Origin of the sequence: Spartinivicinus marinus (assembly GCF_026309355.1) — a bacterium.
Classification (GTDB): Bacteria; Pseudomonadota; Gammaproteobacteria; order Pseudomonadales; family Zooshikellaceae; genus Spartinivicinus; species Spartinivicinus marinus.
Genome location: NZ_JAPJZK010000001.1, coordinates 4653297 through 4667729 on the forward strand (window position 1 = coordinate 4653297; position 14433 = coordinate 4667729).

10 protein-coding genes are annotated in these 14433 nt (G+C 41.1%); 2 read left to right on the forward strand and 8 right to left on the reverse strand.

Annotation, left to right across the window (positions count from 1 at the left end; genetic code table 11):
• Positions 1-65 precede the first annotated feature (65 nt).
• The 3 genes from OQE68_RS20810 to OQE68_RS20820 form a co-directional block, all read right to left on the reverse strand.
• Positions 66-1847, reverse strand: coding sequence for a thiamine pyrophosphate-binding protein (locus OQE68_RS20810; RefSeq protein ID WP_180569120.1), 1782 nt, complete (start codon positions 1845-1847; stop codon positions 66-68).
• A 53-nt stretch (positions 1848-1900) separates the two neighbouring features.
• Positions 1901-3397: a Dyp-type peroxidase gene (locus tag OQE68_RS20815; protein ID WP_180569119.1), complete on the reverse strand. Its 1497-nt coding sequence runs from the start codon at positions 3395-3397 to the stop codon at positions 1901-1903.
• A 177-nt stretch (positions 3398-3574) separates the two neighbouring features.
• Complete coding sequence (locus tag OQE68_RS20820; RefSeq protein WP_180569118.1) at positions 3575-4186, reverse strand: carboxymuconolactone decarboxylase family protein; 612 nt, start codon at positions 4184-4186, stop codon at positions 3575-3577.
• Positions 4187-4507: 321 nt separating this feature from the next.
• Here OQE68_RS20820 and OQE68_RS20825 point away from each other — a divergent pair, with 321 nt between their 5' ends.
• Positions 4508-5143 carry a GNAT family N-acetyltransferase gene (locus tag OQE68_RS20825; protein ID WP_255490903.1) on the forward strand — a complete coding sequence of 212 codons (636 nt, stop codon included), beginning with the start codon at positions 4508-4510 and terminating at the stop codon, positions 5141-5143.
• A gap of 71 nt (positions 5144-5214) precedes the next feature.
• Here OQE68_RS20825 and OQE68_RS20830 read toward each other — a convergent pair whose 3' ends face one another.
• Together OQE68_RS20830 and OQE68_RS20835 are read right to left on the reverse strand one after the other, a co-directional pair.
• Positions 5215-6735, reverse strand: a complete 1521-nt coding sequence (locus OQE68_RS20830) for an RNA-dependent RNA polymerase family protein (protein WP_180569117.1) — start codon at positions 6733-6735, stop codon at positions 5215-5217.
• Between the two features lie 447 nt (positions 6736-7182).
• A complete protein-coding gene (locus OQE68_RS20835; RefSeq protein ID WP_180569178.1) occupies positions 7183-8112 on the reverse strand; it encodes a LysR family transcriptional regulator in 930 nt (309 codons plus the stop codon).
• A 138-nt stretch (positions 8113-8250) separates the two neighbouring features.
• Between OQE68_RS20835 and metE the strand changes: the two genes are divergently transcribed.
• Entirely contained in the window at positions 8251-10554 is a 2304-nt protein-coding gene (gene metE / locus OQE68_RS20840) for a 5-methyltetrahydropteroyltriglutamate--homocysteine S-methyltransferase (RefSeq protein WP_180569116.1), read from the forward strand.
• Between the two features lie 17 nt (positions 10555-10571).
• Here metE and OQE68_RS20845 read toward each other — a convergent pair whose 3' ends face one another.
• The 3 genes from OQE68_RS20845 to glpD form a co-directional block, all read right to left on the reverse strand.
• Positions 10572-11573 carry a type II secretion system F family protein gene (locus OQE68_RS20845; protein WP_266195788.1) on the reverse strand — a complete coding sequence of 334 codons (1002 nt, stop codon included), beginning with the start codon at positions 11571-11573 and terminating at the stop codon, positions 10572-10574.
• A 295-nt stretch (positions 11574-11868) separates the two neighbouring features.
• Positions 11869-12663: a substrate-binding periplasmic protein gene (locus tag OQE68_RS20850; RefSeq protein WP_180569114.1), complete on the reverse strand. Its 795-nt coding sequence runs from the start codon at positions 12661-12663 to the stop codon at positions 11869-11871.
• A 72-nt stretch (positions 12664-12735) separates the two neighbouring features.
• The gene (glpD, locus tag OQE68_RS20855) at positions 12736-14256 is read right to left on the reverse strand and encodes a glycerol-3-phosphate dehydrogenase (protein WP_180569113.1); all 1521 of its coding nucleotides are present in this window, start codon (positions 14254-14256) and stop codon (positions 12736-12738) included.
• Between the last annotated feature and the right edge of the window lie 177 nt (positions 14257-14433).

A 14433-nucleotide genomic window follows, 5' to 3' on the forward strand; every position in this document is an offset into this window, starting at 1 on the left:
GTCCTTATTTTCTATAATCAGTCCTGTGCCTACAGTTAAAGAAATACCCAATGCGAAGGATATTTCTATCCGTCTACCCAGGATGTGTGCTCTATCATTTCTTGTCGCCAGGGGTTAATTGGTGTTTCATAATGTGGGTCACACCGGGCATCAATAACAAATGGACCGGTTGCTTTAAATGCTTGCTCAAATGCTTTTGCTAGTTGATCTGGATTTTCTACTCGAATACCGCCACCACCTAGTGAGCGAGAAAAAGCGGCCCAGTCATGGGTACTGAGTGTGGTAATTTTTTTGGCAATAGGGGATTTGGCTCTTAAAAATACATTGCCTAGTGCGCTGTTGTTGATCACTAAAACAATTAGATGAATATTATGGTGTGCCGCAGTTTGTATTTCGATGCCGTTCATTAACATGCAACCATCGCCAGTGATTACGACACAGGGTTTTTCCGGGCAGGCAATTTTAGCACCGACCCCAGCAGGAATGGCCCAACCCATTGGCGCTAATGCAGTGGCTGTTAAGTAGCTACGTGGCAAACAACTATTCCAATAATGTCCAGCAAATGCGCGGTGAGCACCAGAATCACCGACAATCACCGTATTTCTAGGTGCAGCTTTTTGTAGCTCAGCAATAACTCGCGCAGGGTGTAGAGGAGTTGCATTATTTTGCATATCCTCCGCTTGATAATAGCGAGGATATTCTTTGATGGTGGCCAGCCATTGTTGCCGATTTTTGTTGCCTTGTTTTAGTGTTTCAAGTTGTTTGGCTTGATTGGGGTCTAACAACCAGGTTAATAAAGTTTTTGCATCAGCGTTAACCGCATAATTAATCGGAAAGTTTTTGGAGAATATGGTGCTATCCACATCAACATGGTAAATACCAGCTTTGGGGCTTAAATGTTGATCCCAGCGCATTGTGTCTCGCTGATTAAGGCTAGAACCCATCACGATAAGCAGAGTAATATTGTCAACGCCTTGATTAGGGCAGTTTGCATCGGCTGGGTCATGATTTAATAGTGCTCTTGTCGAGTGATTGGTGCCTGCATAGCCAAATACACCAAGTGATAAAGGATCGTCTTCGGGGAAAACGCCTTTGGCTTTTAATGTGGTTGCAACGGGAATTTGATAATGACTGGCAAACTGATATAACGCCTCACTGGCCTCTGAACGGGTGCAGCCACTGCCAGCAAGAATGGCAATATTGCCTGTTGCATGTTGAGTAAGGCCTGTGAGTAATTGGTTGGCACCCGTTAAGTCTATAAAACTCGGTTGTTTAATTTCATTTTGAAGGGAGGCAGCGAGATTTTGCTCATCATTAATTGTTTCTGTTTGTATGTCTTTGGGAAGGCTTAAACTGACGGGTTGAGGTTTATTCCCTAACATGGTTCTAATGGCAGTCTGTAAATAATGGGGTACCAGTTTACTGTTAGGAATCTGTTGGGCAAATGCGGTAACAGGCCTCAATAAACTAATATCATTTAAGCCCGCAGCGCTGGCATCTTGAAACCCACCTCTACCATTCCACAATGTAGGTATTTCTCCTGTAATGGCGAGCACAGGAGATTGATCTGTATAAGCGGTGGCTAATGGACCGATCATATTAGCGGTGCCAGGGCCACCAATTCCCATGCAAACTCCAAACTTACCGCTGGCACGAGCATAACCATCGGCCATATAAGCGGCACCTGTTTCGCTGGCTGCCACCACTGCATTTATCCCATTTGGTTGATCGCTAAACTCATCAAGAAATGGGTCGACTACACCGCCTGGAACCATAAATACATGTGAAACATCATATTGTTTGATGGTATTCAATAAATAGTTTGTTGATTTTGTTCCGTCCGTCATAGCCAACCCCCATAAATAATATTGTTAATCGGTATTTTGGTGACAAAAATGCTCTATAGTTGTTTTAAAAAATTAATGCTGGGCATAAAGAAATATTCACCACCACGATTTTTAACAAAGCCAGAAAACTCAAAAGTAACAGGAGGGTTGCCTGTCAGATCATTAGAGCCCCATTTTTTTGGCCAAGTTTGTGCGGCAGGTTTTGTCTTAGGTGTGGGCACCCCTACAAGCGGATCAAGCCCTGTATCTTTTTTAAGAAAATTATTATTGTTGCACCAGGTATTTTGCATAAAAATAAATTGTTGCTCGATATTGGCTTGTAAACTAAGGAATAACAAACCAGCATCCGTCCATTCATCTTCTGGCAACAAGTCAGTTGAGCCATAACTGATTCCCCGGCGAACAATACGGCGACTGCGCTCTATTGTTGGTGGGGCATTAAATTGTCTTAAAGTATCATTTCGTGGATTGGTTTTTCGTACATGTGAATGAATTGGGCAGCGTAAGCCATTGATATCGTCATCATAGTTGAAGTTATTGAATAAATTAGTCCAACCATTGGTTGCCTGTTCGGAAATAGGAGTACCATCTTTAAACCGACCAACACATAATGCACCGGCATATTCAGCATTAATCGGTTCTGAGTTGCCACTGACTTCGTTAATCGTCCCGGCTAATAGTGCTAAGCGGTCCCAAAAGCCCTTAATATTTTGCTGTAACTTACGGTAAACCACATAACTGCCATAACTGCTAACATCGCCACCAGGATCTTTAACCATGACTGTATGAAGCGAGGCACTGGGGTCATAATGGTTAAAACCACCATTTTCAAAATCTTCTTGTAAGTCAGAAAATAAAAATTTGGGATTACTGACCCCATCAACAAATCCAAAATGCTCAATGACTTGGCCCTGATCGTTACGCATAACATGGCCGTGTTGTACAGTAATAATGTCTGCTACTGCTTCCAGTTCACAGGAGAGTTGGTCCACTTGTTTATCTAGGTATTGTTCTGCGGCTGCATCAGCTATCGCAAAATCGACACTGGGTTGCCTGCCATAAGCTAAAATGATCAGGCCATCTATGGTTGATTTAAAAGGAGGTTCCCAGTCAGATAAATTATCATTGAGTGGATTCGCTTTGGGGTGATGGTGTTGGCGCTTTTCATCAAGTCTGGGGGTGGTATCATATTCTTGGCTAAGCTCTTTCATCCCTGCCAGAAAGGCTTTATCTGTTGGCCATTGTGACTTATCTACGGCTAATGCCTGATAACCCGAGCGGCTTAACATTAAGTTAATAAATAGATGATTGTTACCATTTTTTTTAAAGTCTGTGGACTGGTTTTCTTGCTCCAGGGTTGACGTTATTTTATCAGCAAACGCCTTGACCCATTTTCGACTATTTTCAGCATTGTCTTTAAATTTAATAAATAGATGACGAGAATGATCTCGCCCATGACTTTTTAATATATTACCCTGTAAGTGGGTAAAAATATGCTTAAAGTTAGGGTCATCAATATCAATATTGGTTTGGTTTAGGTCAACAGACATCCTTTTTCATCCCCTGGCTAATATACCCGTCGCGAATCATGTTTAGGTTTTGTTATCATCGTTACTTACCCCAATCACCTATTTCAATAGGCTTATGAGGCTTTGTCACTTGATAGCCTTCGCATATGGGGTATAGACTCTTCACGAAAGGCTTTATTTATTATGTATAATTTGAAGCTATACTGATTGCTCTTCAGGTATTGTGTGTTTAATTGAGCTTGCTGTTGGTTGATTAAATGAAGGCTCTGGCAATGAAGGTTTGCCAGGTTGAGGGCCTAGCCCAAATGCGTTTAATATACAGGCCACCATTGAATAATAACCCATTAGGGTAGTGATTTCAGTGATTTCTGTCTTGTTAAATTGCTGTTTACATTTCGTAAATACAGTGTCACTGACCCGCTTGTTATTTATTAACTCACGCCCATAATGAATGATAGTTTGCTCTCTTAACTCTACGTCAGTTAATGAGCGTTTATATTTAATAACGTCAATAGTCTCTTGTGAAATACCAGCTTTTAAAGCGAGTTCTTCATGGGCAGACCATTCAAACTGACAATAATTTTCACTAAGTGTCACTAATATAACGATTTCTTTAAGATTTGCGGGCAGGATAGAATCAAACCGTAAATACGCACCAAGGTCTGCTATAGGTTGAGCCAGTGGAGGACTATTTAATAAAAATGAAAAAACACCCACCACTTTTTTACGACTTTGATAAATATAATCGTAAACTGCTTTTTGTTCGTCTGATAATCCAGTTGGTTTATCTATATAAGGTATTCTAGTCATGACCCAATCCTTTGAATGCATCACACAAGAGTAGCTAATAATTTTTAAAACGACACTTTTAGCTAGGGCCTGTTAACACTATTTGAACCGTCACTGTTATGACTGTAAAAGCGCTAATCTAGGCGTGAAGAGAGAAATCTAGTTGTTCTAAATCAACAATGAGCAACAACGAGTAGTGCTTTTACAGCCATAACCCTTCAGGGCGAGATTATTTTTCCGCTGGACAGCTACCGTTCTACTTTATCTTCATCTTCGGTTAAGGTTAGTGTTGTTTGACTGCCACTTGGCAAGTAAAAGGTAGACTTTTGGAAGGTGTAGTTAATGAATATGAGTAAAGATGGGTATAGCAATAATAATAGCAGTCGTTGGATAGTACCCGTTACCCTGATTGGTGAGCAGGTTATGCTAGAGCCGTTAACAATGGAGCATATACCTGGTTTACAGGAAGCAGCCCAAGATGGAGCTTTATGGCGGTTATGGTTTACTTCTGTGCCAGCTCCTGATCAAACAACCAATTATGTTCAAACAGCATTGGCGATGGCTGAACAGCAAGTAGCTTTACCTTTTGCTGTGCGTGATAGACAATCAAATACTGTTGTTGGTACTACTCGCTTTTGTAATATTGACAATAAAAATCACCGCTTGGAAATAGGCTACACCTGGTATGCAAGGCGTTGCCAAAGGACTGCGATTAATACAGAAGCGAAGTTATTGTTATTAACCCATGCCTTTGAGCAGCTAAATGTCATTGCAGTGGAATTTAGAACTCACTGGCACAACCAAGCTTCTCGTAGAGCTATTGAGAGACTGGGTGCTAAGCAAGATGGGGTGTTAAGAAACCATCATCAGACTGCAGAAGGTGTATATCGAGATACGGTTGTATTTTCTATAATTAATAGCGAGTGGCCTGCAGTTAAACAACACTTGCAGCATAAGCTAACTCAATATCAAGTTTGAGGCACCTTCATTGGGTAAAAGAGTCAGTTAGCCCTTTTGATAAGGGCTACTAAAAGATTATAAATAATAGCTTATTGCTTTACGGGAGTATAACGAACAGGCTCTCGGACGGTTTTATAGTGTAAGGTTTCTACTGGCCCAATATAAGTGGCTGCTGGATTGGTAACCCCTCGCTTGACATGATAGGGATCAACAAATTCACCATAGAAGCCCTCTGGATTGATTTTATAGTCGACGGTTAAACTGCCATGCCCAGCATTACCCAAATACTTGGTGGGGTCATTCCAGGTTTCACCATCCAAGTTGGTGGTGAGCTTAATGTCAATTAATACTGCATCACAAAGAGGAGTGACTTCTTCATAGTTAGTTGGCCAACCAGCACCACCCGAGGTTTTCGGATATTCTGCCCAATCACCTCCTTTCATTGGACATGCACCACCACCATTAAAAGCGGCGCGATCAGGGTGATGAACGCCGTATAAGTGAGTGCCGGTAGCGCTAACAATTTTTTTCTTACCTGTTTGGGTACGGTGAGCGTTTGCTAAATGAAAACGAGGCTGTTGGGTAACCTGGGTTTTTAAACGACGCTCACCGCTAGCAACTAAATGTTCATAGTATGGTCCATTAGGCCGAATATAAGAAAAATCCTGATTGGTTTTATTGTCAAATACAGCAGTTAAAAACAGGTATTTTTCATTAAAAAAGGGACGCTCAACCAAATAAAATTCTGCTTTGGTTTTATTGGTATCGATTGCTTGCCAGTCAACTTCATTAGCAGTACCTGTATTTACCCAGGTTCTGGCATCTTCAAACAGTTTTAATCTTAAAATATTGGTATAGTTTTCATTAATGTCTAAGCCTGCTCGTTTGCCTAGGGGACCTGCTTTATTAGCAGCAGGTTGAGTAAAGGCAAACTCCATTGCTTTTTTTGCATATGGGAATTGGAAGTCAGACATGGTGCAATACCAGTGGGGAAGATCAATAGGCTGGTGACTGTCGTATCTACTTTGATATTTAGGGTGGTTAATCGGCAAGTCAATGTATTTTAAGTAGCCACTTTCATCTACTTTATCTTGTGGCAGCTTGTAACCACTCCAACTTTCGTCAGGTAAATAATGACTATAGCTTTCAGTTAAGGTAGTTAAATATTTTTTATCAAAAATATCAGCGTTTTGAGGAATACCTTTAGCGCCAGCTTTGCGATACTCCCGTATCATGCCATTGTCTTGAACACGCCATAGGCCGTGTTTACCTTCTCCGATCATGGTAAATACCTGCTCGACAATATTCACAAAACGGTAGGTATTATTAGTGCTCATATAGCCAAAATAAACCGGTAGGTGGGGTATTTTAGAGTGAGTAGTAGAAGGTCTTGGGGTTTGGTTGCTGGTATAGTAAAAAGGATCACCGCCTGTTAAATCTGTAAGGTCAACAGGGGGAGTGGTTGCTAGTATCCTGTTGGGAGCACTGCATTTGCCAATTTTGCTAAGAAAGTCGGCTGATAATTGAGAGTTAGCATAGCTGACTTGAGATAAAGCAGCCAAAATAATCTGAAAACCTGTTAGCCAGGTAAGAATTGTCTTCATCATCATTATGTAGTTAAGTGACTGAATGGTAAATATAAAGCAGATAAACTACTCATGTTGTCTTTTTTTTGGTGAATAATGTTTGGATCTAGTAGTGATAGTCAAGTACTAGCAGATGATTTGTCGTGAATAGACAAGCGCCGTATATTTTGTAGGGTAACTTTTAACTCAGCTGACAGTATGAAAGCGTTGGGAGTGCCCTTTATTACAAATTGTTTCCATTAGTTACAAAGGTTATATAGAACTAACAGTAAGCTTTTGCCAACATTAGGGGGCGGGCATCTGCAACAGGTGCAAGTGAGGTTGTAGTTAGAACATACGTGTTCTATTAAGTTAAGTTATTTTATCTCCTAGATAGAGTGTAAGGCCTGCTAATTTTTAGCAGGCTTTTTTTTGTGTCCTTTGCTACGTTCATCACCTGCTGTGGCTCCCAGCTATAGAACAGGGGCTTCTTTAACTTGCAAGTGTATCAGCGTTTTTAATTCCCGATAGTGCTTCAAACGATACATCTTTTGCAGTTAATAAAAAGTCTTTCATAAAGGGGGTATTTAGCTGATCATCTCGAACCGCTGCATATAACGTGGCCCAAACGCCTTCAGCACTAAGAGGTTTTGCTTGCACATAGCCTTTTTCCAGATATTCGGTTAACGCCCAATTGGGCAGGTTGCATACGCCTCTGCCACTGGCAACCAGTTGAATCATCATTAAGGTGAGTTCTGCCGTTCGAATATGCGCCGGCTCAATATCAGCAGGGTCTAAAAATTGTTTAAAAATATCCAACCGATCATGTTCAACGGGGTAAATAATCAGGGTTTCCTGAATGAGGTCTGTTGGTTCAATAAATGGTTTGTTGGCTAAGGGGTGTTGATTGGCTATTGCTAATAAGCTCTCATATTTAAACAACGGAATATAACTAATGCCGGTAATTTCTTGCGGATCGGCAGTGACGACAAGATCTAAATCCCCCCGAGCCAGGGCGGGTAATGGGGCAAAATTAAAGCCACTGGCCAAGTCCATTTCTACCTCTGGCCAGTTGTTTCTAAATTGATCAATAGTCGGCATTAACCATTGGTAGCAGCTGTGGCACTCAATGGCCATATGCAGCCTACCCGCTTCTCCACCTGCCAAACGGCTTAAGTCTCGTTCAGCAGAACGAACCAATGGCAGCACATCCTGCGCTAAATTGAGTAGTCTTTTTCCAGCGGTTGTAAAACGCAGGGGCTTGGTTTTTCGAATAAATAACTGGCAGCCAATTCTTTCCTCCAGGTCTTTTATCTGATGAGACAGAGCGGACTGAGTTAAATGTAGCCGTTCAGCAGTTTCTACCAAGCTGCCAGACTCTTTTAAGGTGGCTAGCGTTTTCAGGTGGCGAAGTTCAAGCATAGTCATTAAGGCTCATCATAATGAATCAAGTTTAATATTTTTCAAGTTGGTTATTAGTAATATGAGTTTGATTCAAGTGTAAGGGATTTCCATACTAAGGTCTATTAAGTTGAAGGGCTAACATGGGAACAGATCAAAATGACGATTGCACATAGTTTGGGTTTTCCGCGGATTGGTAAGCGACGGGAGCTAAAAAAAGCGGTTGAAGCCTTCTGGCGAGGAGAGCTAACTCAAGAACAGCTTTTGGCGGAAGGAAAAGCATTACGACAGCAGCATTGGCAATGGCAGGCAGAGGCAGGACTGGATTACGTGCCAGTTGGCGATTTTGCCTGGTACGATCAGGTATTGAATGTATCTTGCACATTGGGAGTTATTCCCTCTCGATTTTTAGCAGATGCCCAGCAAACGTCCACAACAGTTGATTTAGATCTTTATTTTAAAATGGCCAGAGGCTACACCGATGATCAAGGTGAAGTCGCTGCCTGTGAAATGACTAAGTGGTTTGATACTAACTATCATTATTTGGTACCAGAATTTACTGAAAACCAATCGTTTAAGATTTCCAGTAATCAATTATTGGATGAAATAGAAGAGGCCAGTCAGTTGGGGTTAAAGGCTAAACCCGTTTTATTAGGCCCTTTAAGTTATTTATGGCTGGGTAAGGCTAAAGGCAGTGATTTTGATAAGCTGACGCTGCTTGATGAACTTGTCAGTGTATATGGCGAATTACTTGCTAAAATAGCGGCATTAGGTATTGAATGGGTGCAATTGGATGAACCTATTTTAACCTTAGATTTACCTAACAGTTGGCGTCAAGGCTTTGAGACTGCCTATAACCGCTTGCAAAGCAGCTCGCTAAACATACTATTAGCAACTTACTTTGGTGCATTAGCTGATAACCTAGCAACTACTATTAATTTACCTACAGAAGGTTTGCATATTGATTTGGTGCGAGCACCTGAGCAGTTGACATCGGTAGTTGACCGATTGCCTGCCTATAAAGTGTTATCGGTTGGGGTTGTTAATGGTCGAAATGTGTGGCGTACGGATTTAAATGGCTGGTTAGATCGATTACAACCTGTTAAACAAAAACTTGGAGAGCGCTTGTGGGTGGGGCCAAGCTGTTCATTATTACATTCACCCGTTGATGTGGATCAGGAACAAGGGTTTGCTGAAGATGTCCGTCAGTGGTTGGCATTTGCCGTACAAAAAAATAAAGAAATTGCCGTATTAGCTAAAGCGCTAAATGGAAATGAGTCGGCAGAGATTAACGCTGCATTTGAGAAATCCTCTTTAGCCTTTAAAGCAAAACATAGTTCTAGTCGTATTCATGATCAAACCGTGCAAGCAAGAATTCAGGCGATTGATGATACTATAGCAACACGTCAACTGCCGTATCATGAGCGAATTGAATTACAGCGCCAGCAATTAAAGTTACCATTATTGCCAACCACGACAATTGGTTCATTCCCTCAAACTACAGCAATTCGAGCGGCTAGAAAAGCGTTTAAAGCAGGTAAAACCACTGAAGCGGATTACCGTACAGAAATGCAACGGCAAATAGCAGAAGCTATCAGTCGCCAGGAAGCCTTGGACTTGGATGTTTTGGTGCATGGAGAAGCTGAGCGTAATGATATGGTGGAGTATTTTGGTGAACAATTGTCAGGTTTTTTATTTAGTCAGCATGGTTGGGTACAAAGCTATGGTTCCCGCTGTGTGAAGCCGCCAATTATTTTAGGGGATATAAAGCGAGAGCAGCCAATGACAGTTGAGTGGATTCGCTATGCCCAAAGCCTAACGGAAAAGCCCTTAAAAGGCATGTTAACAGGTCCAGTCACCATGCTCTGCTGGTCATTTCCAAGAGAAGACGTAAGCCGTGAAGTTAGCTGTTTACAATTAGCATTAGCCTTAAGGGATGAAGTGCAGGATTTAGAAAAGGCGGGCATTCATGTCATACAAATTGATGAACCAGCCATTCGAGAAGGCTTACCTTTAAGAAAGGCAGAATGGCAACAATATTTAGACTGGGCGGTGCGCTGCTTTAAAATTGCCTCTTGCGGGGTAGAAAATACTACGCAAATACATACTCACATGTGTTATAGCGAATTTAATGACATTATTGAGGCAATTGCCGCGTTAGATGCAGATGTAATTACCATTGAAACATCCCGATCAGATATGGAGTTATTGGATGCCTTCGAGGATTTTGCATACCCTAATGATATAGGCCCCGGTGTTTATGATATTCACTCACCTAATGTGCCAAGCCCTGCATGGATTAAACAACTATTGAAAAAAGCAGCGAATAAAATTGCCCTGAAACGGTTGTGGGTTAACCCAGATTGCGGTTTAAAAACCCGTGATTGGGCCGAAACAGAACAGGCATTAGCGAATATGGTGACAGTGGCTAAAGAGTTACGAGAAGAGTATCAAGCTGTTTAGAAAGCTGATGGGGTCGCCTAAGGTACTGTAGTCATTGGTGCTCCACCTTTAATAATGCCATAAGCGATCCATACGGCAATTAATACATAAACTAGGCGTGGTACCCACTCGGTTACCATGCTGGTATACAAGTTAATTTGTTCAGTTTCCATGTTGGCGCAACGCAACATCATTCCACTTAAGTCTCCTGCGTGTTCTCCCGTTGAAATTAATTGAACAATAGTGGAGGCGGTGTTTTCTAAGCTTGAAAATGCTTGAGTGAAATTATTGCCTGCTTGTAGTGATTGCTCGATTTCTTCAAACTGTTCGCGTAGCAGCTGATTTTCTATAAAACGATAGGCTTTAGGGATGGCTTCCATAATGGGTAGCCCTGCTTGCAGTAATAACCCCAGTGCCTGGATAAAGTCTCGGGTTTGTATGCGTACATACCAGTTGCCAAAATAGGGGAAATGGATTGTCAATTTATCCCAACTGCCTTTCAGTGCCCCTAAAAAGCCATAGCGAATCCAATAGGGTAGTCGCCAACCAATGTAGGCAATGGCACCAAGTTGGCCTAGCAAGAACAAATTACCAGCAATATACGTAAACAGTGTTATATTGCCTTGAAATAAAGCCGGAAACTGTCGAATAAACACGGCGCAAATTAAAATGACGATAGGAAATACTAAACGGCTTTTGATTTGCTTAAGTTGAGAGGCACTGGTTTGGTATATTTCAGCTAATTGACGAAATATTGCCGTATGAACGCCACCGGCTTCTGCCACTGTTATTAGATAAGCATCTCGTTCTGTTAAGAGTCCGGCACGTTTACCTGCTGTTGATAATGGTTGACCTCGTTTTATATCCTTTAAAGCAAAACTTGCTCGTTTAGCTACTTGGTCATCACCGTCGGAGAGTAAATTGAGGGTGTGTTCCATCGATAACCCAGACTGTTCCAACCGACTCAACTGCATGAATAGATGAGCGCGCTGTTGGTGTGATAGTAGGGAGTGTTTAGTGGGGTATCCAGGTTTAGGCATAGTGCATTAGGAGTTATCTAAATTGTAGGTAGTGTATATTTTTAATAAAATATGCTAGTGGGCCATGTGCAAAATAAGGTAACAACTTCTTCTCCATTTAGCTTCTGGCTGTGTTACTTTTTCTTGACGTAGACCCACTATGCTTGCAAAAAAGCGCCTTACCAGAAAATAAATGGCTTTGAAGACTGTTACCCAACTTTACGCATGGACCACTAGCGGTTGCTAAAAATAAGATAAAAAAAACGCCGATTAATTCGGCGGCCTTGGGAGTTGTTGTTTTTTAGCCACTCTTTAGTTAAAAAGTAACACTGGCTACTTTCTTTTGTTGAGTATACTTATTGATGATGGTAGTCAAGGTACCATTGGTTTTTATCTTATTTAATTGTTTGTTAAACTTGGGAACGAGATCCTTCCACTTTTTACTAAATAAAAAACGATAGTTAAAGCCATTAACCTCTTGCTCAGAGAAATATAAGTCTGTCGTCCAGTTATTTTGTAGAGCTAACCATTGGCCCGTTAATTGAGCAACAATGCCTGTAGAGGTTCGCTTTTTAGTAATGAGTTTTAAAACATTTAGATTGGTATTGGTTTCTTTTTTTATAATTTGTTGACTATCAAAATAAGGTTGTAAAGTAGGGTAGTGGTATCCTATATGAGTCACCACTTTTTTTCCAAATAAGTCTTCAGGTTTGCTGTATTTAACCGGCGTTGATTTAAGAGACCAGACAACGTCTTTTACTCTCATGATAGTATCACTATACACAACTTTATCTGGTTGATCTATCCACTCAATAGCGAAAGGCAGTACATCAATTTTACCACTGTATAACTGCCTTTTTAAACGATTTTGAGGTAGTAGCACCGTTTTTACTTCATAGCCAAGCTGATTGGCAATTATTTTTAGTGCATCAGTAATAATTCCTTCATAATTATCTAATTGATCTTGCTTATTAAACAAATAAGGAGGATAAGAGTCAGGGGTGATGCCATATTTCATTATACGGTCATCTATTTCAGCGAAGCTTGCCTGAAAGAATAGTGATGGGAGTAAGAAAGACACTATGAGTGTTATAATATTAAAGCGCTTCATGCCTAACCTTAGCTTAAAAGTCGATGTTTTTTTATTTTAGTGTGGATAGGCTAGAAGCGACAGTTTACTTTTTTATGAAACTAAATTGTGCTGTTTCTCTAAGTAATAAGCCAGGTGATTATATTGTTTACGGTTTATCAATAAGCCAACTTTTGTTCGTCGCCATAGAATATCATCAATTTGATTGACCCATTCGTGTTTAACCAAGTAATCCACTTCACACCCATATAGCCCTGCGCCAAAATAAGGACCCATCATCTCAGGGCCTTGGATTCCTTCAAGAAATTGATAACAGCAATGACCATAACTATGCACATAGCGATCTATGATTTTAGGCTCTAACCAAGGAAGCGCCTGTTCTAGCTGTTGCTGCAAACCTTCAACGCCTTCACTTAAATCACCACCTGGAAGAGGAGTATGTTGAGTCCAGGGTTTTTCCATATTAGCAAAGTAAGGGATAAGTTTTTCCATCGCCGCTTCTGCCAGTTTACGGTAAGTCGTTATTTTCCCGCCAAACACTGATAGTAATGGGGTATGCCCATCTTGGTGGTCAATGGTTAAGGTATAATCGCGGGTAATGGCTGAGGGGGCGCTTGACTCATCATCACACAGTGGGCGTACACCTGCATAACTATAAACAATGTCTGCTTCACTAATGTGCTGCTTAAAATGGTTGTTGGTGATATTAATCAGATAGTCAATTTCTGTGGCAGAGATTTTTACCCGCCTGGGGTCTCCTTTATATTCTATATCTGTAGTACCAATCAATGAAAAGTCATGTAAATAGGGAATGACAAAAACAATTCGTTGATCATTGTTTTGCAGAATATAAGCTTCAGAGCCATTATGCAACTTAGGCACCACTATATGACTGCCTTTGATTAAGCGAACTTTATAGGGGGATTGCATATGTATGTTTTGTTGTAGAATATTAGCAACCCAAGGGCCTGCAGCATTTACTATACCTTTAGTATAATGAGTGGAAAGCTGCTGGGTTTGCTCGTCTCGTAGTACCACCTTCCAATGGTGGTTTTCACGAAATGCTTCCACAAAGGATGTTCGATTTCGAATATTAGCACCATGCTGAAAGGCTGATTGAATATTGGTAATGACTAGCCTGGCATCATCAACCCAGCAATCAGCATATTCAAAGCCTTGTTTAATTTTTTCGTCTAACGCAGAGTCTTCAGCAAAACGAACACCACGAGAGGCTTCTAATGACTCCCGCTTACCTAAGTGGTCGTATAAAAATAAACCGGTGCGAATCATCCATGCTGGGCGTAAATGGGGTTGATGAGGTAATACAAAACGCATGGGTTTCACTAAATGCGGAGCGATTTTTAATAACACTTCCCGCTCTTGTAGAGCCTCTTTCACTAACCTGAATTCATAATGCTCTAGGTAGCGCAAACCTCCGTGAATAAGTTTGCTGCTGGCTGATGACGTGGCAGAGGCGAAATCTTGTTGTTCGCAAATAAGCACTTTTAATCCACGCCCTGCTGCATCGGCAGCAATGCCTGCACCATTGATACCACCACCAATAATAATCAGGTCTAAAGGGGTGGCTGGGGTAATACCGACGGATGCATCCATAAATTACTTGTATCCTTTTGAGGTTAAAGCCTAAAGGCGTGTGCTAAAAATGACTTTTTTCATTGGGTTTTGCTATTAACCATGCCTGATAGCTAGCCATGTTCTTATAGCGGCTATAGCTACGCTTTAAAATGTAAGGTCTCGAACATTATTTTCGAAAAAGAACATTATCCCAAG